This window comes from Streptomyces griseoluteus (genome assembly GCF_004784465.1).
Classification (GTDB): domain Bacteria; phylum Actinomycetota; class Actinomycetes; order Streptomycetales; family Streptomycetaceae; genus Streptomyces; species Streptomyces griseoluteus.
In genome coordinates, this window is sequence record NZ_SRRU01000009.1 from 215,025 (window position 1) to 236,026 (window position 21,002).

At 73.3% G+C, this 21,002-nt stretch carries 21 protein-coding genes; 10 read left to right on the forward strand and 11 right to left on the reverse strand.

The features are described 5' to 3' along the window. Positions 1 to 184: 184 nt before the first annotated feature. Positions 185 to 2,038: a M1 family aminopeptidase gene (locus tag E5082_RS24370; protein WP_135793395.1), complete on the forward strand. Its 1,854-nt coding sequence runs from the start codon at positions 185 to 187 to the stop codon at positions 2,036 to 2,038. Between the two features lie 116 nt (positions 2,039 to 2,154). After that, on the forward strand, positions 2,155 to 3,006 hold the full coding sequence (locus E5082_RS24375) for a lysozyme (RefSeq protein ID WP_135793396.1): 852 nt from the start codon (positions 2,155 to 2,157) through the stop codon (positions 3,004 to 3,006). A 55-nt stretch (positions 3,007 to 3,061) separates the two neighbouring features. Here the strand turns inward: E5082_RS24375 and E5082_RS24380 are convergent, their stop codons facing one another. Further along, positions 3,062 to 3,415 (reverse strand): hypothetical protein, encoded by a 354-nt coding sequence (locus tag E5082_RS24380; protein WP_135793397.1) that lies wholly within the window; start codon positions 3,413 to 3,415, stop codon positions 3,062 to 3,064. A gap of 168 nt (positions 3,416 to 3,583) precedes the next feature. Between E5082_RS24380 and E5082_RS24385 the strand changes: the two genes are divergently transcribed. Continuing rightward, positions 3,584 to 4,177, forward strand: coding sequence for a hypothetical protein (locus E5082_RS24385; protein WP_135793398.1), 594 nt, complete (start codon positions 3,584 to 3,586; stop codon positions 4,175 to 4,177). Here the strand turns inward: E5082_RS24385 and E5082_RS24390 are convergent. Next, positions 4,174 to 5,352, reverse strand: a complete 1,179-nt coding sequence (locus tag E5082_RS24390; RefSeq protein ID WP_373310004.1) for an AI-2E family transporter — start codon at positions 5,350 to 5,352, stop codon at positions 4,174 to 4,176. The genes E5082_RS24385 and E5082_RS24390 overlap by 4 nt on opposite strands. 276 nt (positions 5,353 to 5,628) lie before the next feature. On the opposite strand from E5082_RS24390, the gene E5082_RS24395 reads away from it, so the two are divergent. From E5082_RS24395 to hypE, 7 genes are read left to right on the forward strand one after another with little or no spacing between them, the layout of a single operon-like run. Then, positions 5,629 to 7,338, forward strand: coding sequence for a hydrogenase maturation protein (locus E5082_RS24395; RefSeq protein WP_135793400.1), 1,710 nt, complete (start codon positions 5,629 to 5,631; stop codon positions 7,336 to 7,338). After that, positions 7,335 to 7,922, forward strand: a complete 588-nt coding sequence (locus E5082_RS24400) for a hydrogenase maturation protease (RefSeq protein ID WP_135793401.1) — start codon at positions 7,335 to 7,337, stop codon at positions 7,920 to 7,922. The genes E5082_RS24395 and E5082_RS24400 overlap by 4 nt, the downstream gene beginning before the upstream one ends. Positions 7,923 to 7,981: 59 nt before the next feature. Then, positions 7,982 to 8,731, forward strand: a complete 750-nt coding sequence (hypB, locus tag E5082_RS24405; RefSeq protein WP_135793402.1) for a hydrogenase nickel incorporation protein HypB — start codon at positions 7,982 to 7,984, stop codon at positions 8,729 to 8,731. Beyond that, entirely contained in the window at positions 8,728 to 11,079 is a 2,352-nt protein-coding gene (gene hypF / locus E5082_RS24410) for a carbamoyltransferase HypF (RefSeq protein ID WP_135793403.1), read from the forward strand. The genes hypB and hypF overlap by 4 nt, the downstream gene beginning before the upstream one ends. A 47-nt stretch (positions 11,080 to 11,126) precedes the next feature. Then, positions 11,127 to 11,417, forward strand: a complete 291-nt coding sequence (locus tag E5082_RS24415; protein ID WP_086695079.1) for a HypC/HybG/HupF family hydrogenase formation chaperone — start codon at positions 11,127 to 11,129, stop codon at positions 11,415 to 11,417. Next, a complete protein-coding gene (hypD, locus tag E5082_RS24420) occupies positions 11,414 to 12,559 on the forward strand; it encodes a hydrogenase formation protein HypD (RefSeq protein WP_135793404.1) in 1,146 nt (381 codons plus the stop codon). The genes E5082_RS24415 and hypD overlap by 4 nt, the downstream gene beginning before the upstream one ends. Next, positions 12,552 to 13,625, forward strand: a complete 1,074-nt coding sequence (gene hypE / locus E5082_RS24425) for a hydrogenase expression/formation protein HypE (RefSeq protein WP_135793405.1) — start codon at positions 12,552 to 12,554, stop codon at positions 13,623 to 13,625. Before hypD ends, hypE begins: the two co-directional genes overlap by 8 nt. A 55-nt stretch (positions 13,626 to 13,680) precedes the next feature. On the opposite strand, the gene hypA is transcribed toward hypE, so the two are convergent. The 9 genes from hypA to E5082_RS24470 all read right to left on the reverse strand — a co-directional run bounded on the left by hypA (position 13,681) and on the right by E5082_RS24470 (position 20,935). Further along, on the reverse strand, positions 13,681 to 14,028 hold the full coding sequence (gene hypA, locus E5082_RS24430) for a hydrogenase maturation nickel metallochaperone HypA (protein WP_135793406.1): 348 nt from the start codon (positions 14,026 to 14,028) through the stop codon (positions 13,681 to 13,683). Between the two features lie 7 nt (positions 14,029 to 14,035). After that, positions 14,036 to 14,236: a hypothetical protein gene (locus E5082_RS24435; protein ID WP_135793407.1), complete on the reverse strand. Its 201-nt coding sequence runs from the start codon at positions 14,234 to 14,236 to the stop codon at positions 14,036 to 14,038. A gap of 20 nt (positions 14,237 to 14,256) precedes the next feature. Continuing rightward, entirely contained in the window at positions 14,257 to 14,463 is a 207-nt protein-coding gene (locus E5082_RS24440; RefSeq protein ID WP_135793408.1) for a hypothetical protein, read from the reverse strand. 37 nt (positions 14,464 to 14,500) lie between these two features. Then, positions 14,501 to 15,085 carry a DUF5947 family protein gene (locus E5082_RS24445; protein ID WP_135793409.1) on the reverse strand — a complete coding sequence of 195 codons (585 nt, stop codon included), beginning with the start codon at positions 15,083 to 15,085 and terminating at the stop codon, positions 14,501 to 14,503. Further along, positions 15,082 to 15,654 carry a NifU family protein gene (locus E5082_RS24450; protein WP_135793410.1) on the reverse strand — a complete coding sequence of 191 codons (573 nt, stop codon included), beginning with the start codon at positions 15,652 to 15,654 and terminating at the stop codon, positions 15,082 to 15,084. Before E5082_RS24450 ends, E5082_RS24445 begins: the two co-directional genes overlap by 4 nt. Further along, entirely contained in the window at positions 15,647 to 17,440 is a 1,794-nt protein-coding gene (locus E5082_RS24455) for a nickel-dependent hydrogenase large subunit (protein ID WP_135793411.1), read from the reverse strand. Before E5082_RS24455 ends, E5082_RS24450 begins: the two co-directional genes overlap by 8 nt. A gap of 69 nt (positions 17,441 to 17,509) precedes the next feature. After that, on the reverse strand, positions 17,510 to 18,601 hold the full coding sequence (locus E5082_RS24460) for an NADH-quinone oxidoreductase subunit B family protein (RefSeq protein WP_135793412.1): 1,092 nt from the start codon (positions 18,599 to 18,601) through the stop codon (positions 17,510 to 17,512). 84 nt (positions 18,602 to 18,685) lie between these two features. Then, positions 18,686 to 20,149 carry a hypothetical protein gene (locus E5082_RS24465; protein WP_190045217.1) on the reverse strand — a complete coding sequence of 488 codons (1,464 nt, stop codon included), beginning with the start codon at positions 20,147 to 20,149 and terminating at the stop codon, positions 18,686 to 18,688. 126 nt (positions 20,150 to 20,275) lie between these two features. After that, the gene (locus E5082_RS24470; RefSeq protein ID WP_135793413.1) at positions 20,276 to 20,935 is read right to left on the reverse strand and encodes a DedA family protein; all 660 of its coding nucleotides are present in this window, start codon (positions 20,933 to 20,935) and stop codon (positions 20,276 to 20,278) included. Positions 20,936 to 21,002 lie beyond the last annotated feature (67 nt).

Sequence of the window (21,002 nt, forward strand, 5' to 3'; positions counted from 1 at the left end):
CGGTACCGGCGCCCCGGCCGACCGTCTGGCATGCCCTGGTCAAATCTGTCACCCTTTCGGCAGCCACGCCCGCACGGGCGTGGCGCAGTGCTCGCGCAGCCCCGCCCCACGGCCGCCCCGGCGTAACCCGCCCGGCCCGGCCACCGAGCAGGCCGGACCCCGGCCGCCGCCAAAGGAGTAGCGTGTGAGACCCACCCCCCACCGGGCGCTCGCCACCGGCGTGTTCACCGCCGCCGCCCTGATCGCCCTCGCCCTCCCCGCCACCGCCGCCCAGCCCGAGTCCTCGGCCGCCGCCGCGTGCACCCCGGCCCAGTCGGTCGTCAACGGCGGCTTCGAGAACGGCACTTCACCCTGGACCGAGTCCCCCTCCGGGCTCATCACCAGCCGCACCGGCCAGAGCGCCCACGGCGGCACCTCGTTCGCCTGGCTCGACGGCACCGGCCGCACCCGCACCGACACGCTCTCCCAGAGCGTCACCGTGCCGGGCGGCTGCACGACCGCCACGCTCAGCTTCTACCTGCACGTCGACACCGCCGAGACCACCTCGTCCACGGCATACGACAAGCTCACGGCCAAGGTCGGCTCCACCACGCTCGCCACCTACTCCAACCTCGACCGGGCCTCCGGCTACGTCCGCAAGACGATCGACGTCTCCTCCTACGCGGGCCAGACCGTGAACCTCGCCTTCACCGGCACCGAGGACTCCAGCCTGCAGACCAGCTTCGTCCTGGACGACATCGCGCTCGACACCTCGGGCGGCACCACACCGCCCCCGGCCGACGCGGTGCGCACCCCGGCCGCGCCCGCCTACACCGTCAGCCTCAGCAGCGACAGCACGGGCACCGTCTGGAACGGCCACCAGAGCGCCACCTTCACCAACGCCTCCGCCACCGCGCTCGGCGAGGTCTACCTCCGGCTGTGGGACAACTACCACGGCACCTGCTCGGCGCCGCCCATCAAGATCAGCAACGTCACCGGGGGCACGGCGGGCGACCTCTCCGTCGCCTGCACCGCCCTGAAAATCACGCTTCCGGCCCCGCTCGCCCAGGGACAGAGCGCCACGATCGGCTTCGACCTTGGCATCACCGTGCCCGACGGTGCCGACCGGTTCGGCCACGACGGCGCCTTCAGCTTCATCGGCAACGCGCTGCCCGTCCTCGCGGTCCGCGACGGCTCCGGCTGGCACCTGGACCCGTACACCAACAACGGCGAGTCCTTCTACTCGCTGGCCGCCGACTTCAAGGTCACCCTCGATCACCCCAGCACCCTGCTGGTCCCCGCCACCGGCACCTCCGCCGACACCCCAGGCAGCAGCGGCCGTACGGTCACCACCGCCACCGCGTCCAAGGTCCGTGACTTCGCCTGGGCCGCCGGGCCCTTCAGCAAGATCTCCGGTACCTCGCCCGGCGGGGTCCCGGTGAACGTCTACTCCGTCTCCGGCATCAGCTCCACCAGCGCCCAGTCGATGCTCAGCACCGCCAAGAGCGCGGTCGACGCCCACGCCGGCCGCTTCGGGGCGTACCCCTACGGGGAACTGGACGCGGTCATCGACAACAACTTCTGGTTCGGCGGCATGGAGTACCCCGGCTTCGTCCTCGACCTGGTCAGCACCACCGCCCTCACCCACGAGATCGGCCACCAGTGGTGGTACGGCATCGTCGGCGACGACGAGTACAACACCCCCTGGCTGGACGAGTCCTTCACCGACTACGCCACCGACCTCGCCCAGGGCAAGACCGGCTCGGGCTGCTGGAGCAGCGTCTCCTGGGCCTCCAGCGCCGAGAAGATCACCAACTCGATGGCCTACTGGGACGCCCACTCCTCCCGCTACTCCACCGTCGTCTACGGCTACGGCAAGTGCGCCCTGCACGACCTGCGCCGCGTCCTCGGTGACACCGCGATGGCCAAGCTGCTGAAGGACTACGCCGCCGCCCACTGGTACGGCGTGTCCACCACGGCCGAGTTCAAGGCCGCCGCCCAGGCCGCCACCAGCACCGACCTCACCTCCTTCTGGACCCAGCACCGCATCGACGGCTGACGCGCCGCCCCTCGCCGGCCCGGCCGGGGCGCTCCCCGGCCGGGCCACCCGCATGGCCCAAGAGACGCCTTCGCCCGGCGGTACCCCGCGTGCGGTACGGCCCGATGGCGGGTCAGATGGATGACGTGCTAAGCGACATACTCCTCCCCAGCGGCCGCAGCTCACGCCTTGGTCTCACCGGCGTCCTGACCGGCCTCCTCCTGTTCCTGTCGCCCCCCGCCGCCGTGCCCCACTCCGGCGGGCCGACCGCCCCGCGCGGCAGCGCCTACATGGGCGTGGGCGTACGCGCCCACGACGGGGGCGCGCCCCTGGCGGCGGACCGGTCCGCCGGCCTCCGGGTGACCCACACCGAAGGCGTGGACGTCTCCAGCCACCAGGGCAACGTCGCCTGGTCCACCCTGTGGGGCGCGGGCACCAAGTGGGCCTACACCAAGGCGACCGAGGGCACGTACTACCAGAACCCCTACTTCACCCAGCAGTACGACGGCCCCTACAGCGTGGGCATGATCCGGGGCTCGTACCATTTCGCCACCCCCGACACCAGCAGCGGCAAGACCCAGGCCGACTACTTCGTCGACCACGGCGGCGGCTGGTCCAAGGACGGCAAGACGCTGCCCGGTGTCCTGGACATCGAGTGGAACCCCTACGGGGCGTCCTGCTACGGCAAGTCCAAGAGCGCGATGGTGAGCTGGATCAGGGACTTCCTGAACCGCTACCAGGCTCGCACCGGCCGCTCCGCCGTCATCTACACGGCCACCAACTGGTGGAAGGACTGCACCGGCGACTACTCCGGCTTCGCCGCGTCCAACCCGCTGTGGATCGCCCGCTACGCCTCCACCCCCGGCACCCTGCCGGCCGGCTGGTCCACGCACACCATGTGGCAGTACACCTCCTCCGGCAAGACGGTGGGCGACCACGACAAGTTCAACGGCTCGCTCACCAGGCTGCGGGCACTGGCCAACGGCTGACGCCCCCGCAGCCCACCGTGCGCGGGACCCGGCCCACGGGCCGGCCCGCGCACCGTCATGCGACGACCACCTGCCAGGCCAGCACCAGTCCGCCCGCGTACACCAGCGCCCCCAGCGGCAGCCCGCACCACGGCCAGAGCCCGCGCCGCCGGGCCGCGACCGCGAGCGCCGCGCCCGCCGCCCACACCAGGCCCACCCACGGCAGCCCCCACATCAGCAGCAGACCGCCGCCGGTGCAGTGCAGCGGGGCCGGGCGGTGGACGCCGCAGTCGTCGGTGGCGAAAACGGCGGCGTAGCACAGCAGCAGGTTCGCCAGCACCCCGCCCGCGGTCAGCACGCCGACGACCACCACGTAGGCGACCGGCCACGGCCCCCGCCGCCGCGTCCCCCCTGCTTCGTACCCGCTCATGACCCCACCCCTTGCTTCCCGCCGCTCCGGCACCACCGACGCTACGGGCCGCCCTTCACCGGGCACTTGAGCGCGTGTACTCAGCCCGGACGGGGCCGCTACTCAGGACGGCGGCTTCCGAGTACCCGCACTCAGGCGTACTTCCGGCTCTTCGGGCAGGCTGAAGGCATGACGCCATCACCGAAGACTCCGGCACCGCGGCTGTGGGCGGGGCTGGCCGCGCTCGGCGTGACCGTCGCGTGCGGCGGGGCCGCGCTCGCCTGGTCCGGCGACGACGACCGCCCGCGCGTGACCGACACCCGCGCGGGCGTCTCCTACTCCGTGCCCGAGGGCTGGCGTCACGACCCGGCGGCGGACCGGGAGTTGCTCGGCGCGTTCTCCTCCCGGATCAGCCGCGCCTCCGAGGCCGCTCCGGCCGAGGACGCCACCGTGCTGACCGGCGCGGCCGGGCGGCCCGTACCGAGCGCCGAACTGCGCCGGACCGCCGAGGGCGCCGCCCGCTCCAACGCCGCGTTCTTCTTCCCGGACGCGGCCCCCACCCTCACCGAGTCCCGCCGCACCGAACTGGGCGGCCACCCCGCCCACACCGTCGCCCTGGACGTCCCGCACGACGGCCGCACCGCCCGCGTGGAACTGACGGTGGTCGCCGGCGACCACCCGGCCTTTCTCCTCGCCCTCGCCTCGAACGCCGCCGACAGCCGCGTCCTGGCGGACGTGCACGCCGTGGAGGCCAGCGTCGCGCTGGGCGGCAGGGCGAGCTAACGCGGGGGAGGAGCCCGTAGTGCGCTCAGTACCGCCCACGCCACCGAGACGAACGGTACCGCCACCACCGCGCCGATCACTCCGGCCACGATGCTGCCGGCGATCACGGAGACCGCGACGACCAGGGGATGCAGCCGCACCGCCCAGCCCATCACCAGCGGATGCAGGACGTGCCCCTCCAACTGGCCGATGACCACGATGAGCACCAGTACCGCGGCGGCCGTCAGCGGGCCGCGCCCGGCCAGGGCCACGACCGTCGCCACGCCGAGCGCCACCGGAGAGCCCACCAGGGGGACGAACGCGGCGAAGAACTCCAGCAGGGTCAGCGGCAGCGCCAGCGGCACCCGCAGGACGAACAGCACGATGCCGACCAGGATCGCGTTGGTCGCGGCGATGATGATGATGCCTCGCGTGTACCCGGCGAACGTCCGCCAGGCGGCCCGGCCCGCCCGCTCCCACGCCGGCCGGGCCCCGCTCGGGAGCAGCCGGACGCTCACCCAGCTCCAAAGCTTCTCCCCGGAGTGGATGAAGAAGACCGCGGCGAACAGCGCCAGCGCCCCGCCCGTGATCACCTCCACCACCCGGCCGAGCCCGGACACCGCGCTGCTGAACAGGCGGGACCGGTGCCGGGAGAGATAGTCCGTCACCTCCTGCTGGAACCCGGCCAACCGCCCCGGACTCAGCCGGAACGGCGGCTGCCGCAACCACTCCTCGATCCGGTGTACCCCGCCCTGGAACTCCCCGCCCAGCCGGGTCGCCTCGCCCGCCACCGCGTTGCCCACCAGCGCCAGCAGCCCCAGCACCAGCAGGATGCTGCCGATCAGCGCGACGGCCACGCTCAGCGGACGGGGCATGAACCGGTCCAGCACATCGGCGAGCGGCCGCAGCACCGAGGTGACGACCAGCGCCAGGAACAGGGACACGGCGATGAGCTGGAAGCGGCCCAGCACGCTGAAGATGCCCCAGGCGACGATCCCGACCAGGATGAGCCGCCACGCGTACGCCGCCGCGATCCGCAGCCACCCCACGGTCCGCTCGGCCACCGGGGTACGGGGTACGGGCCGGGTCACCGAGGGCAGCCGCACGGAGTACGCCGGACGGCTGCCCGGCACCGCGCCCCGCGCGCCCGGCCCGGAACGCCCGCGCCCCGTCCGCCGCCCGTCACCACCCACCACGCGCCCGCCTCGCCTCCGCACCCGCCGGGCCGACCGCCGGTCACCTCCGACGCTACGGGCAAATCGGACACCGAGTGACGCCCACTGGGCCGCGTGGACTACGGACGTCCCCACCTGCTCCGCGCCCCGTATCCGAACTCCCGACCGTAGAGCGAACGTCTGCTCGCCTCGAACGGACCGGAATGCCCCGGTGCGGGCGGAAGCGGCCGCAAGAGGGTGAGGAAACGTTCCGATGGTCCTACATGACGTCCGGAACATGGACGAATATACGGTCTCATGGACATTTTGCTGGTCGCCAGCGCGTTCAACAGCCTCACCCAGCGCGCCTACGCCGAACTCTCGGACGCAGGACACCAGGTGGACGTCGTACTCGCCACCCACGGTCCCGACCCCGTCCGTACCGCCGTACGCGACAGACGCCCCGAGCTGATCGTCGCGCCCATGTTGAAGACCGCGCTCCCGGAGGACGTGTGGCGGGAGCACACCTGCCTGATCGTGCATCCCGGCCCGCCCGGGGACCGGGGCCCCTCCTCGCTGGACTGGGCCCTCGACGGGGAGGCCGGCCAGTGGGGCGTCACCGTCCTCCAGGCCGAGGCCGGCCTGGACGCGGGCGCCGTCTGGGCCGACGAGCCCTTCGCCGTACCGGAGGCCGGGAAGAGCGACCTGTACCGCAACGAGGCCGCCGACGCCGCCATGACCGCCCTGCACCGGGCCGTGCGCCGGTACGCCGACGGCGACCACAAGCCCCGCCCGCAGACCGGCGACTGGCCCGAGGTCGTCTGGCGCGACTACTTCCGCCAGGACCGGCGCCGCATCGACTGGGAGCGGGACGACACCCGGACCGTCCTGCGCAAGCTGCGCGGCGCCGACTCCCAGCCAGGTGTGCTCGACGAACTCCACGGCCGCGAGGTCTTCCTGCACGGCGGCCACCCCGAGGACCAGCTCCGCGGCCGCCCCGGCGACCTCCTCGCCACCCGCGCCGGAGCCGTCTGCCGCGCCACCCGAGACGGCGCCGTGTGGATTCCCGAGCTGCGCCCCCGCAAGAACTCCGGCGACCCGGCGCCCTTCCGCCGCCCCGCCGCCACCGTCCTCGCCTCCTGGACCGCCCCGCACGCCCCCGCCCTGCCCGAGATCCCGGCCCCGCTCGACCTCCCGGCCGACCGGCGGACCTTCGCCGACGTCCGCTACCGCGAGCGGGGAAGCACCGGCTTCGTGAGCTTCTCCTTCCCCGGCGGCGCGATGAGCACCGACCAGTGCCGCAGACTCCTGGCCGCCTACCGGTACGCCCTCACCCGCCCGACCTCGGTGCTCGTCCTCGGCGGCGCCCGCGACTTCTTCTCCAACGGCATCCACCTCAACGTCATCGAGGGCGCCCCCGACCCCGGCGAGGAGTCCTGGCGCAACCTCAACGCCATGGACGACGTGGTGGAGGCCGTCCTGCGCACCACCGACCGGCTGGTGATCGCCGCGCTCGCGGGCAACGCGGCCGCCGGAGGCGCCATGCTCGCCCTCGCCGCCGACGAGGTGTGGTGCCGCACCGGCGCCGTCCTCAACCCGCACTACCGGCGCATGGGTCTGTACGGCTCCGAGTTCTGGACCTACACCCTGCCCCGCCGCACCGGCCCCGAGACCGCGCGCCGCCTCACCACCGAGGCGCTGCCGGTGAGCGCCGCCCGAGGGGTCCGGCTCGGCCTGGTGGACCGTCTCCTGCCCGCCAAGCCCGGCGAGTTCGCGGGTACCGTCGAGGCACTCGCGGCCGAACTCGCCACCGCTCCGGGCCTGGCCGACCGGATCGCCGCCAAGGCCGCCACCCGCCACGCCGACGAGGCCGTACGCCCCCTCGCCGACCACCGGCGCGACGAACTCGCCCGGATGCACGCCATCTTCTCCGACCCCGCCGCCCCCTACCACGTCCTGCGCTCGGCCTTCGTCCGCAAGGTCCCCGCCGCCACCACCCGCCCCCTGCACCCCGGAGACGTCCGATGACCGCCCCCGAACCCCTGCTGGTGGCCGGGGTCGGCAACATCTTCCTCGGCGACGACGCCTTCGGCCCCGAGGTCATCCGCGCCCTCGAACACCGCCCGCTGCCGGCCGGCGCCCACGTAAGGGACTTCGGCATCCGGGGCATGGACCTCGCCTACGCCCTGCTCGGCGGCTGCGCCACCGCCGTACTCGTCGACGCCGCGCCCCGGGGACAGCGCCCCGGCACGCTCTCCCTGGTCGAGGCCGAGCCCCCGGACGGCACGGTCGTGCCCGAGGCGCACGGCATGGACCCGGAGAAGGTGCTCGCCCTCGCCACCCACCTCGGCGACGAACCCCTGCCCCGCGTCCTCGTCCTCGCCTGCGAGCCCGCCGTGCTGCCCAGCCCGGACGAGGACATCGCCCCCGGCCTCAGCGAACCGGTGCGCGAGGCCGTCGGACAGGCCGTCGACGCGCTGCACACCCTGATCCCGGTCCTGCTGGCCGACCCGGCCGCGCCCACGCCCCCGTTGGGCCGCCCGATGGAATCCGGGCCCCCGCACGCGGCTGCGCTGCCCGGCCCCGGGGCGGGCGGACCCGAAGATCGGTGAGACCCCTGGGCCGTGCCCGGCACGGCCCGGGCCCCCGATCTTCCCGAGGAGCTGTGCCCATGTGCCGGTCCGACGTCAAGCAGGCCGTCCTGGCCAAGAACGACGATCTCGCCGCCCGCCTGCGTGAGGACCTCACCGAACGGGGCGTCACCGTGGTCAACCTGCTGTCCAGCCCCGGCAGCGGCAAGACCGAACTCCTCGGCCGCGTCCTGGCCCGAGCCGTCCAGCGCGGTGTCCCCGTGGCCGCGCTCACCGCCGACCTCGCCACCGAGAACGACGCCCAGCGCCTCGCCCGCTCCGGCGCCCCCGTCCAGCAGCTTCTCACCGACGGGCTGTGCCACCTGGAGGCCGGCCAGGTCCGCGACCGCCTCGACGGCTGGCTCCCCGCCGACACCCAGGTGCTGTTCGTGGAGAACGTCGGCAACCTCGTCTGCCCGGCCTCCTACGACCTCGGGGAGACCCTGCGGATCGCCCTCATGGCCGTCACCGAGGGCGAGGACAAGCCCCTGAAGTACCCCACCGCCTTCGGCTCCGCCCACCTGGTCGCCATCACCAAGACCGACCTCGCCGCCCCCGCCGGTTTCGACGAGGCCGCCTTCCGCGCCAATGTCCAGCGGGTCAACCCCGGCGTGGAGACGGTACGGACCTGCGCGCGCAGCGGCGACGGCGTCGACGCCCTGCTGGAGCGGGCCCTCGCCGTCCGCCACGCACCGCCCGCCCACCGCCCGCCGCTGGCCCCCGGACCGCACGGCCACTCCCACGGCGGCCACGGCCACGACCACGACCCGGCCGCAGCCCCCCTCGCATGACGGCCCCCGCGACGGGCCGGACGCGCCGCCGTCTCACCGTGCGGGGCACGGTGCAGGGCGTCGGCTTCCGGCCCCATGTGCACCGGCTCGCCGCCGAGTACGCCCTCGCCGGGTTCGTCGGCAACACCGCCGACGGCGTCGTCATCGAGGTCGAGGGCCCGCTGCCCGACGTGGAGCGGTTCTGCGAGCTGCTCGCCGAACACCCGCCTCCGCTCGCCTCCGTCACCGCCATCGGCCACGAGGACCTCCCCGCCACCGGCTCGGGCGAGACGTTCACCATCCGGGCCACCCGACACACCACCGGCCGCACCCAGTTGCCGCCCGACACCGCCACCTGCGCCGACTGCCTGCGCGAACTCGCGGACCCCGCCGACCGCCGCCACCGGCACCCCTTCGTCACCTGCACCCACTGCGGCCCCCGCTTCACCATCGCCACCGCGATGCCGTACGACCGCGCGGCCACCACCATGGCCCGCTTCCCGATGTGCCCCGCCTGCGCCCGCGAGTACGGCGACCCGCTCGACCGGCGCTTCCACGCCCAGCCCGTCGCCTGCCCCGACTGCGGACCCGGCCTGAGCCTCATCCCCGCCGAAGGCACCGGAGCACGCCCGGCCCGCGACGCCGAGGCCCTCGCCCGGACACGGGCCCTGCTCGCCCAGGGCCGGATCGTCGCCGTCAAGGGCCTCGGCGGCTACCACCTGGCCTGCGACGCCACCGACCCGCGCGCCGTCGCCACCCTGCGCGCCCGCAAGGAACGCGGCAGCAAGGCGTTCGCGGTGATGTGCGCCGACCTCGCCACCGCGGAGAGCGTCGCCCACCTCACGGACGCCGAGCGGGCCGCGCTCACCGCCCCGGAACGCCCCATCGTCCTGCTGCGCGCCCGTACCCCCGGCGACGGCCCCCGCCTCGCCGACGGCATCGCACCCGGCAGCCCGCACCTCGGCGTCCTGCTGCCCTACACCCCCCTGCACACCCTGCTGTTCGGCCTGCCCGGCGACCCGCCCGGACCCCGCGTCCTCGTGATGACCAGCGGCAACCGCTCCGGCGAGCCCATCGTCACCGACGACGCCCAGGCACTCATCCGGCTCGCCGGACTGGCCGACGCCTGGCTCACCCACGACCGCGCCATCGCCGCCCCCTGCGACGACTCCCTGCTCCGCGTACGCGCCGACGGCACCCGCCAACTGCTGCGCCGCTCACGGGGACACGTCCCCCGGCCCCTGACCCTGCCGGTGCCGGTCGGGGCCGCCCTCGCCGTCGGCGGCGACCTGAAGAACGCGCTCTGCCTCGGCGAGGGCGGCCAGGCGTGGTTCGGCCCGCACATCGGGGACATGGGCGACCTCGCCACCCTGGACGCAGCCCGCCGCGCCGAGGCCCACCTCGCCGCCCTGACCGGTGTCACCCCGCGCCTCATCGCCGCAGACCGGCACCCCGGCTACCAGTCGACGGCCCACGCCCGCCGCCGCGCCGCCGAGGCCGGGCTGCCCGCACCGGTGCTGGTCCAGCACCACCACGCCCACATCGCGTCCGCCCTGGCCGAACACGGCCTCGACGGCTCCACCCCCGTCATCGGCGTCGCCTTCGACGGCACGGGGTACGGCGACGACGGCACCGTCTGGGGCGGCGAGATCCTGCTCGCCGACTACTCCGCGTACCGCCGTTTCGCCCACCTCGTCCCCGCCCCGCTGCCCGGCGGGGACGCGGGTGTCGCCAACCCCTGCCGGCAGGCGCTGGCCCGGCTCTGGGCGGCCGGTATCGACTGGGCGCCCGACCTGCCCAGCGTGGCCGCCTGCACGGACACCGAACGCGCCGTGCTGCACGGTCAGTTGACCCACCGCATCGCCTGCGTGCCGACCAGCAGCATGGGCCGCCTCTTCGACGCCGTGGCCTCCCTCACCGGCGCCTGCCACCGCGCCGGCCACGAGGCCGAGGCCGCGCTCGCCCTGGAAGCCCTCGCGCTCGAAGCCCGGGACGCGGACAGCGGGGAGTACGCCTTCGGCTTCGCACCCGGACCGCGGGCCGACCCGGCCCCGGTGCTGCGCGCCCTCCTCGCCGACCTGCGCCGGGGAGTGCCCGCGCCCGTGCTCGCCGCCCGCTTCCACCGGGGCGTCGCCGGAGCCGTCGCCGGGCTGTGCCGACGGGCCCGCGAGGCCAGCGGCCTGACCACCGTGGCCCTGACCGGCGGGGTCTTCGCCAACGCCCTGCTGGAGGAGGACAGCACCGCCCGGCTCACCGCCGACGGCTTCACCGTCCTGCGGCACGGCCGGGTGCCGCCCAACGACGGCGGCCTCGCGCTCGGCCAGCTCATGGTCGCGGCCCGCGTGCCCCGGCCGGGCCGCGCCCGCTGATCCGCCGGCCCGGCCATCAGACCACCCCAGACGAGACGGAGTGACCCATGTGTCTTGCAGTGCCCGGCAAGGTCGTCGCCATCGACGAAGGCGCCGACCCGCTCACCGGGCTCGTCGACTTCGGCGGAGTGCGGAAACAGGCGTGTCTCGAGTATCTGCCCGATGTGCGGGTGGGGGAGTACGTCATCGTGCACGTCGGCTTCGCCCTCCAGAAGCTCGACGAGGAGTCGGCCCGTGCCTCGCTGGAGCTGTTCGAACAACTCGGGCTGCTGGAAGAGGAGTTCGGCGACGCCTGGGAGCAGGCCGAGCGACAGGGAAGCGGGAGTGAGAACCGGTGAAGTACATCGACGAGTTCAACGACCCCGCGCTGGCGCGCCGCCTGCTGGACGAGATCCGGGCCACCGTCACCCGGCCCTGGGCCCTGATGGAGGTGTGCGGCGGTCAGACCCACTCCATCATCCGCCACGGCATCGACCAACTCCTGCCTGAGGAGGTCGAGTTGATTCACGGGCCCGGCTGCCCGGTGTGCGTCACCCCGCTCGACGTCATCGACAAGGCCCTCGCGGTCGCCGCCCGCCCCGACGTGATCTTCTGCTCCTTCGGCGACATGCTCCGGGTACCCGGCACCGACCGCGACCTGTTCCGGGTCAAGGGCGAGGGCGGCGACGTACGCGTGGTGTACTCCCCGCTCGACGCGCTCGAACTGGCCCGCAAGCACCCCGAGAAGCAGGTGGTGTTCTTCGCCATCGGCTTCGAGACCACCGCACCCGCCAACGCCATGGCCGTCCACCAGGCCCGCAGGCTCGGCCTGGACAACTTCAGCCTGCTGGTCTCCCACGTCCGGGTCCCCCCGGCGGTCGAGGCCATCATGACCGCCCCCGGGTGCCGGGTGCAGGGCTTCCTCGCGGCCGGACACGTGTGCAGCGTGATGGGCACCGCGGAGTACCCCGAGCTGGCCGAGCGGTTCCGGGTGCCGATGGTGGTCACCGGGTTCGAGCCGCTGGACATCCTGGAGGGCATCCGCCGCGCCGTGCACCAACTGGAGCGCGGAGAGCACCGGGTGGAGAACGCCTACCCCCGTGCCGTGCGCGAGGAGGGCAACCCCGCCGCGCTGCGCATGATCGAGGACGTCTTCGAGGTCACCGACCGCAACTGGCGCGGCATCGGCCCCATCCCGGCCAGTGGCTGGCGTCTCGCCGAGGCGTACCGCGCCTACGATGCCGAACACCGCTTCGACGTCACCGGCATCCGCACCGAGGAACCCGCCGTGTGCCGGGCCGGAGAGGTGCTCCAGGGACTCATCAAGCCCACCGAGTGCGAGGCGTTCGGCACCGCCTGCACCCCGCGCACCCCGCTCGGCGCCACCATGGTCTCCAGCGAGGGCGCCTGCGCCGCCTACTACCTGTACCGCCGCATGGAAGGCGGCCCCGCGCCGCGCGGATCGCGCGTTCCGCGTAAGGAGATGAACCCCGTTGGCTGACCTCACCGACGCCCCCGCGATCGACCCCGCCAACTGGACCTGCCCCGCCCCGCTGCGCGACCAGGGCGTGGTCGTCATGGGTCACGGCGGAGGGGGCGCCCTCTCCGCCGAGCTGATCGACCAGGTCTTCGCCCCCGCCTACGGCAACCCCACCCTCGCCGGGCTCGCCGACTCCGCCGTACTCGAACTCGGCGGCGCCCGGCTGGCGTTCTCCACCGACTCCTACGTGGTGCGCCCGCTGTTCTTCCCCGGCGGCTGCCTGGGCGACCTCGCCGTCAACGGCACGGTGAACGACCTGGCGATGAGCGGCGCGCGGCCCGCCTACCTGTCCACGGCGTTCGTGCTGGAGGAGGGCGTCGAACTCACCGTCGTCGACCGCGTCGCCCGCGCGCTGGGCGCCGCCGCCCGCGCCGCCGACGTCACCGTCGCCACCGGCGACACCAAGGTGGTCGAGTCCGGCCACGGCGACGGCGTCTACGTCACCACCGCCGGCGTCGGCCTCGTACCCGACGGCGTCGACATCCGTCCTCAGCGCGCCCGCCCCGGAGACGCCGTTCTCGTCAGCGGGCCGATCGGGCTGCACGGGGTCGCGGTGATGAGCGTGCGGGAGGGGCTGGAGTTCGGCGTCGAGATCGCCTCCGACACCGCGCCGCTCGCCGGTCTGGTCACGGCCATGCTCGCCGTCACCAAGGACGTGCACGTCCTGCGCGACCCCACCCGCGGTGGCCTCGGCGCCAGTCTGAACGAGATCGCCCGCGCCTCCGGCACCGGCGTCCGGATCACCGAGCGGGCCGTTCCGGTGCCGGACGAGGTGGCCAACGCCTGCGGGTTCCTGGGCCTGGACCCGCTCTACGTCGCCAACGAGGGCCGGCTCGTCGCCTTCGTACCCCGCGAGCACGCCGACGCCGTGCTCGCCGCGATGCGCGCCCACCCGCAGGGCGCCGGGGCCGCGCTGATCGGGGAGTGCGTGGCCGAGCACCCCGGCATGGTCACCGTCGCCACCGGGCTCGGCGGCACCCGCGTACTCGACCTGCCGCTCGGGGAGCAGCTTCCCCGCATCTGCTGAGCACACGAACCGGCCCCGTCCGGGAAGGGACGGGGCCGGTTCGCGCGTCCGGGGGTCAGGGCACCGCCTCCACGGCGGTGATCTCCAACTCCCGTCCGCTGCGCAGGTCCTGCGACGGCCGGTCGCAGGCGGGGCACCAGAAGAACGGCGGCATGCCCACCGCGAACTCCGCCGCGCACCCGCCGCACCAGGCCACCGCCGTCACCTGCTCCACCACCAGCCGGGCCGGGGCGAGCGAGGTGCCGTCACGGGCCACCTCGAAGGCGAAGTGCAGCGCGTCCGGCACCACACCCGCCAGCTCACCCACCCGCACGGTCACCGAGGAGACGTCCCCGGCGCCGTCCGCGCGGGCGATCTCCCCGGCCTGCTCCACGATCGCGGTCGCGATCGACAGCTCGTGCACCGGGACCTCACGGGTACCGGCGGAGCGCGCGGCGGCCGCCGGTCATCCGGTAGATCTTGATCTCCCGGATGATGCCGGGGACCTCGCTCACGACCAGCAGCAGGGTCAGACCGGCGAGCACGGCGGCCTGGGCGACGAGCACCCGCCGCCCCGTCCACAGGGTCCGCTCCGTCTTGACGACGGCTCGTGCGGCTTTTCCGATCTTCATGGCGCTCACTTCCTGCCCTCTCATCCCGGTGGGATGTTCGGCATGACGTCGAGAATGGCGTTGTGCCGCCTGGTACGGATCCCCGTGGAGCGGCGCGAGTCGGCGGTGCCGTCCTCGTGATGGCCTACCTGCTCCTGATAGGGGCCCCTGTTGCCCTCGTGCAGGCCCGGCACGTGTGTCGGCGTGTCGGGCTTCACCTGGGGGCGGCCCACTCTGATCCTGCCCATGATCGTCTCCTCTCTGGGCTTCACGCATCTCTGGGCTTCACGAACGCTCGGTGAGCTCCGCGAAGAACCGTTCGACGGCCGGCCACACCCGGCCGCCACCGGACAGCCCCTCCCACTCCGCGCGGACCAGGGCCACCATCCGGAAGCAGTCGTCGACGGGCACGATCCAGTGCTCCTCCTGGCCGCGCACCGTGTTGACCAGCAGCGCCTCCACGTCGGGTACCACGGAGGCGAGCGGCGGACACGCGGCGGCCAGCCCCTGCCAGGCGTCGGAGTCCACCTCCCACCGCATGGCCCCGGCGGGGCTCGGCCCCTGCGCGGTCACCGTGCCGTCGGCGCGCGGCACGAAGAACACCAGACCCACCGGCACCCCCAGTGCCGCCGTGTCGACCGGCGCCAGCCGCACCCGCCGCCGGGGCACCAAGCGGTACCGGCCGCCGCCCGAGCCCTGTTCGGCGAAGAGCACCGAGCAGGGACCGCAGACACAGCGGACCTCGTCGGCCGCCGTCTCGAACAGATGCGGATGCTCCTCGGCCACCGGCGCGGCACACAGCTCGCACGTCTCGGGCCGCCCCGCCCCGGCCGGGCCGGAGCGGATCAGCCGGGCCAGCGCCCCGCTCACCGCGCCTCCTGCGGACGCTCCGCCCGGCGCGTGGTCAGCGTGGCCAGCGGCACGAACGCGGGCGGCTTCGCCCGCTCGGCCGTGACCGCCTCCACCGCCCGCAGCTCCGGAGCCGCGGCCAGTACGGTCGCCCGCACCACCTCGGTGACGTCCCCGCCGCCTCCGCCGCACCCCGACCCGCAGCCACCGCCGCCGGAGTCGACCCGCACGCGGGCCACCTCGCCCTCGACGCCCAGCCACTGAAGGTCCCCGCCGCGCTCACGCACCGCGGGCCGCAGCCGCTCCACCGCACGCTCGGCCCGCCGCTCCGGCGGCTCGGGGTGCAGGGAGTGCAGCACCAGCAGATGCGCCAGCAGCTCGTCACCGGCCACCCGGTCCAGCAGGGCGGCGTCCGCCCCGTCGAGCATCCGGGCCAGCGCCTCCCCGTACACCTCGGTCAGCAGGCCCACCGACTCAAGTGCCTCGGCGGACAGTTGGCCACTGCCGGACTCCAGTCGCTCCAGCAGCTCGTCCAGCCGGGCGAGCCGGGCCTCGACCGCCGGGCCGGCGAGCCGGGCGCCGTCAGCCATGGCTGGCCCCGTAGGTGGGGGAGTGCACGACGTCCAGCGTCTTGCCCTTGCCCATGTACATGTGGACGCCGCACGGCAGACAGGGGTCGAAGCTGCGCACGGTGCGCATGATGTCGACGCCCTTGAAGTCGTCCGGCCCGTTCTCCTCGAAGATGGGCTGGCCCTGGACGGCGTCCTCGTAAGGGCCGGGGGTGCCGTAGATGTCGCGGGGGCTCGCGTTCCACGGGGTCGGCGGGTACGGGTGGTAGTTGGCGATCTTCTTGTCCTTGATCACCAAGTGGTGCGAGAGGACCCCGCGCACGGCCTCGTGGAAGCCGCAGCCGATGGCCTCGTCCGGTACCTCGAAGTCCTGGAACACCTTGGTCTCGCCCGCCCGCAGCAGCTCCATGGACTCCTCCAGGAACTGCAGGGCCATCGCGGCCGCGTACGCCACGAAGTAGGGCCGCGCCCGGTCGCGTTCGAGGGTGTTGCTCCACTTCGGGATGGACCATTCCAGTGTGGTCTCCGGGAGCGACTCGCCCTTGGGGAGCTGGATGCGCACCTTGCCGTTCGCCGCCTTGACGTACCGGGTGTCGACCAGGCCGCTCAGCGCCGTCGACCACAGGCGGGCGAGGGGGCCGCCGCCGGTGTCCAGGGCGAGGTGCTTGTCCGTCTCCTTGTGGTACCAGCGCGGGCTCATGACCCAGCTGTAGTTCCCGTCGAACTCGCGCTTCTGCGGCACCGGGACGGTCGTCTGGTTCCACGGGTGCCGCATGTCGACCGGGTTGCCCAGCGGGTCGTGGGTGACGAACGGCTGCTCGTTGACCCAGTCGTCGTAGAACGAACTCCCCAGCATGATGCGCATGTTGAGGTTGATGTCGATGAGGTTGTTGGTGACCAGCTGGCCGTCGACGATGACGCCCGGCGTCACGTGCATCGCCTTGCCCCACTCGTTCATCGAGGCGTAGCGGTAGTCCACGACGGCGGGGTCCTGCCAGGCGCCCCAGCAGCCCAGCAGGATGCGGCGGCGTCCGACCTCCTCGTAGCCCGGCAGGGCCTCGTAGAAGAAGTCGAAGACGTCGTCGTTCATCGCCACCGCCTTCTTGATGAAGTCGATGACGTGCATCAGCCGGCTGAGATAGTCGGTGAAGACGCTCGGCTGCGGCATGGTGCCGACCCCGCCCGGATACAGCGTGGAGGGGTGCACGTGCCGCCCCTCCATCAGGCAGAACATCTCCCGCGTGACCCGGCTGACCCGGAGGGCCTCCTTGTAGACCTCGCCCTCGAAGGGGTTGAACGCCTTCATGATGTCGGCGATGGTCCGGAAGCCGTGGATCTCCCCGCGCGGGGCGTCGGTGCGCTCGGCGCGGGCCAGCAGGCCGGGGTTGGTCGCCTTGACCATGGCCTCGCAGAAGTCCACGAACACCAGGTTGTCCTGGAAGATCGTGTGGTCGAACATGTACTCGGCCGCCTCGCCGAGGTTGGTGATGTACTCGGCCATCGGCGGCGGCTTGATCCCGTACGCCATCTGCTGGGCGTAGTTGGAGCAGGTGGTGTGGTTGTCCCCGCAGATACCGCAGATGCGCGAGGTGATGAACCCGGCGTCGCGCGGGTCCTTGCCCTTCATGAACACCGAGTAGCCGCGGAACAGCGACGAGGTGCTGTGGCACTCGGCGACCTCGCGGTTGGCGAAGTCGATCTTCGTGTAGATGCCCAGGTTGCCGATGATCCTGGTGATCGGGTCCCAGGACATGTCCACGAGCTGAGCGGGTTTGCGCCCCGTGGGCCGGGATTCGGTGGTCGTCATCTGCGGTACTGCCCCTCGCTGTCGGGGTGGTGCGGGTGGTGGTGGGGTGCTGCGGTGGCCGGACCGGCGTCAGGGACGCCAGTACGGGTCGTAACCGCTGGTGAGCTTGGACTTCTTGTGCCGCCATTTGGGCTCGTGGTTGACCATCTCGTTGGTCATGCCGCGCAGCCGGCGCACGACCGCGCCGTACGGCTTGATGACCAGGGAGGACAGGGTGCCGCCGGGGGGCTCGTCCATGAACGGCATGAACGCGTCCGGGAAACCGGGCATGGTGCAGCCGATGCAGATGCCGCCGACGTTCGGGCAGCCGCCGATGCCGGCCATCCAGCCGCGCTTGGGCACGTTGCAGTTGACCACCGGCCCCCAGCAGCCGGTCTTCACCAGGCACTTGGGGGAGTTGTAGTCGAGGCCGAAGTCGCCCTGCTCGTAGTACGAGCCCCGGTCGCAGCCCTCGTGGACGGTCTTGCCGAACAGCCACTGCGGCCGCAGCATGTGGTCCAGCGGGGGCGGCGGCGCGTCACCGGCGGCGTGCTGGAGCACCCAGATCAGGGTCTCCATGAAGTTCTCCGGCTGGATCGGACAGCCGGGCACGTTGACGATGGGCAGCCCGGCCGTCGACTTGTAGTCCCAGCCCAGGTAGTCCCCGAGGCCCATGGAACCGGTCGGGTTGCCGGCCATGCCGTGGATGCCGCCGTAGGTGGCGCAGGTGCCGGCCGCGACCGTCGCCCACGCCTTCGGGGCGAGCTGGTCGATCCACCAGTTGATGGTCTGCGGCTGTCCGGTCACCGGGTCGTTGCCGAACGACGTCCAGAAGCCGTCGCCCTCGATGATGTCCTGATTGGGCACCGAACCCTCGATGACGAGGATGAACGGGGTGCCCAGCTCGCCGCGTGCCGCCGCCCGGTAGGGGGCGAGGAAGTCCTCGCCGCCCAGGCTCGGCGAGAGCACCTTGTTGACCAGGTTGACCTTGGGAAGGCCGGGGATCAGGCCGAGCACCACGTCCTCGATGGAGGGCTGCATCGCCGCCGTCAGGGAGACGGTGTCGCCGTCGCAGCTCATCCCCTCCGAGATCCACAGGATGGTGATCTCGTCTATCCCCCGGTGTTCCTCGGATCGTTCGATGCGTTCACGGGCCGCGGTGGTGTGGCTCTCGGTGGTCATGTCGCCTGCCTTCGCTGCGGTCGGTCGGCCGCTGGGGAGTGGGTGTCGCCGTCGGGGGCGTCCGGGGCTCGGGTCCGGCGGGGCTCAGGGCGGCGGCTCGGTGCCGTCCCCGAGGGGCTCGAGTTCGTCGGGCCGGAAGTAGTGGAAGCGGCCGTACCAGCCGTGCAGTTCGGCCGCCGGGTCGTCGTCGACGGTCACCGCCAGGTGCACGCTGCCGTCCACGTCGTGGAAGACCGCGGCCACCTCGGCGCTCCGCCCGACCAGGAACATGTCCTGAGCGTCGGCCCCGCGCAGCCGGGGGTTCAGCCGCACCCGGCTGCCGGTGCCGAGCGGGACGCCGTCCACGGTGACGGTGTCGGTCGTGGGGGAGAGGCCGGCGTCGCCGCCCTCCTGCCACCAGGCGGGCCGCGCCTCACAAGCCTCTTCTGCGGCCGGGGCCAGCGAGCGGATCGCGCCGTGCAGGTTGGCGAACACCTCGGGCGGCATCGTGTCGACCCGGTCGAGGATGCGGGCGGCGCGCGGGTCGGTGGCCCGTGCCTCCGCCTTCTCCTCGTCGGTCAGCAGCATGGTGCGCAGCGTCAGGATCTCGTCGATCTCCGCCGCGTCGTGCAGATCGCCCGGACTCTCCGGCGCCACCTGCGGATGGTCGGGGAGGATGATCGGCGCCGAGAGCAGTACCGGCCCGGTGGCGCCGTCCGCGCTCTCCCCGGCCGGGCCGCCGAGCACGGGGAAGGTGAAGGCGCTGCGGCAGCCGCGCGCCCGGTCCCGCAGCGCGGCCGGCGGGTCGGTCTGCGATACGAACTCCAGCCCCTCACCGGCCAGCAGGGTGTGCGCGGCGAGCAGCGCCTGCCGCAGCGCCTCCGCGCGCGGGGCGCGGGCGTCCGGCGCCTCACCCGCGTTCTCGGTGCGCACGCACAGCCGGTACAGGCCGTCCGCGAGCCTCTCGGCCGCGACCGTGGTGTGCGCCCGCACGTGCTCACGGCGGCGCACCACCCGCCCGGCGCCCAGTTCCTCGGTGTAGACGGCCGCCGGCGCGGAGACCTCGGCGGTGCGGGGGCCGCGCAGCAGCTCCGCCAGCGGCCACGCGAGGTCCCTCTCGTACGGGACCGCCTCCTCGAAGCTCAGATGTGCCGTGCCGTCGTCCCCGCGCAGCGACTCCACCGGCCGGTACCGCCCGTCCTCGCCCGGCGCCTCCACCTGCTTGCGCTGGAGCTGGAGGTAGCGCACCCGGACCCGCAGCACCGCGTCCGGAGCCGCCCGTACCAGGCACTCCGTGCGCTGGTACCAGGAGTCCGCCGAACCGGAGATGCCCTCGGCGACCGGGCCGTCCGCCTCCACCCAGGTACGGGGGAGCAGCACCCCGAACTGCCAGCGGACCCGGTTCTTCGCCGAGGAACGCCGGTAGGGATAGAGCAGGTAGCCCTCGTACAGCACGGCGTCCGCGACCGCGCCCACCCGGGTGAACGGATCACCGGAGAGTGCCTCGGGGATGTCCTGGCCGGGCGCGGCGACGCACGCGGTGCCGCCCTCGCCTCCCGTGTCAGCCATGCCGCCTCCTCGCCGCCGGTGCATGGGGCCATGTCTCCCACCGTGCTCCACCACCGTCACACCGCTCACGAACCCTCGCCCCTTAGGCGGACCCCGGTTGAGCCGGGCGGGTGATGCGGGGGCCGCTCAGTCGCCGGTGTCGCGACGGCCCTGTCGGCCCCGGCCGCGCCGGGAGCGGACCACTTCCACCAGGAGCGGCAGCAGCGAGACGGCGACGACCAGCGCGATCAGCGGGAGGAGGTAGTCGTCGACGTGGTCGACCGACGCGCCCAGCGCCCAGCCCGCCAGGACGAGGCTCTGCGACCACAGCACCCCACCGACCGTCTGCCAGACGGTGAAGACGCGCGTCGGCACCCCGAGCGCCCCGGCGGCGGGATGCAGCACGGAGCGCAGCATGGGTACGAACCGGCCGATGACCAGTGCCTTGCGGTATCCGTACCGGGCCAGCAGGCGTTCCGCCCGCTCCACACCCTCCCTGACCCGGTGGCTGGAGGTGCGGGTGAGCAGCGCCCGGCCGCCGTGCCGTCCGATGAGGAAGCCGACCTGGGCGCCCACCACCGAGCCCACGGCGGCGCAGAGCATGACCTGCCACAGGACCAGCCGGGGCTGCTGTTCCCCGCCGTGCTGGACCGCGCAGAGCACCCCGGCGGGGAACAGCAGCGTGTCACCGGGCAGGAAGAAGCCGACGACCAGCAGCCCGGACTCGGCGAAGGTCACCGCCAGCACGCCCAGGGCGCCGAAGGCGGCCAGCAGGGAGGCGCTGTCCGTGGGATTGACGGCGTTCACCCGCCCATCGCCTCCCGGCCCGCCGATCGGTCGTCCGGCATCCAGTCTCACGTGAGCCGCGCTCACG

Excerpts from the sequence above, each read along its gene's own strand:
- E5082_RS24375 (WP_135793396.1), top strand. The coding sequence starts at position 2,155 with ATGGATGACGTGCTAAGCGACATACTCCTCCCCAGCGGCCGCAGCTCA.
- E5082_RS24380 (WP_135793397.1), bottom strand. The coding sequence starts at position 3,415 with ATGAGCGGGTACGAAGCAGGGGGGACGCGGCGGCGGGGGCCGTGGCCG.
- E5082_RS24385 (WP_135793398.1), top strand. The coding sequence starts at position 3,584 with ATGACGCCATCACCGAAGACTCCGGCACCGCGGCTGTGGGCGGGGCTG.
- E5082_RS24395 (WP_135793400.1), top strand. The coding sequence starts at position 5,629 with ATGGACATTTTGCTGGTCGCCAGCGCGTTCAACAGCCTCACCCAGCGC.
- E5082_RS24400 (WP_135793401.1), top strand. The coding sequence starts at position 7,335 with ATGACCGCCCCCGAACCCCTGCTGGTGGCCGGGGTCGGCAACATCTTC.
- hypB (WP_135793402.1), top strand. The coding sequence starts at position 7,982 with ATGTGCCGGTCCGACGTCAAGCAGGCCGTCCTGGCCAAGAACGACGAT.
- hypF (WP_135793403.1), top strand. The coding sequence starts at position 8,728 with ATGACGGCCCCCGCGACGGGCCGGACGCGCCGCCGTCTCACCGTGCGG.
- E5082_RS24415 (WP_086695079.1), top strand. The coding sequence starts at position 11,127 with ATGTGTCTTGCAGTGCCCGGCAAGGTCGTCGCCATCGACGAAGGCGCC.
- E5082_RS24435 (WP_135793407.1), bottom strand. The coding sequence starts at position 14,236 with ATGAAGATCGGAAAAGCCGCACGAGCCGTCGTCAAGACGGAGCGGACC.
- E5082_RS24440 (WP_135793408.1), bottom strand. The coding sequence starts at position 14,463 with ATGGGCAGGATCAGAGTGGGCCGCCCCCAGGTGAAGCCCGACACGCCG.
- E5082_RS24450 (WP_135793410.1), bottom strand. The coding sequence starts at position 15,654 with ATGGCTGACGGCGCCCGGCTCGCCGGCCCGGCGGTCGAGGCCCGGCTC.
- E5082_RS24455 (WP_135793411.1), bottom strand. The coding sequence starts at position 17,440 with ATGACGACCACCGAATCCCGGCCCACGGGGCGCAAACCCGCTCAGCTC.
- E5082_RS24460 (WP_135793412.1), bottom strand. The coding sequence starts at position 18,601 with ATGACCACCGAGAGCCACACCACCGCGGCCCGTGAACGCATCGAACGA.
- E5082_RS24465 (WP_190045217.1), bottom strand. The coding sequence starts at position 20,149 with ATGGCTGACACGGGAGGCGAGGGCGGCACCGCGTGCGTCGCCGCGCCC.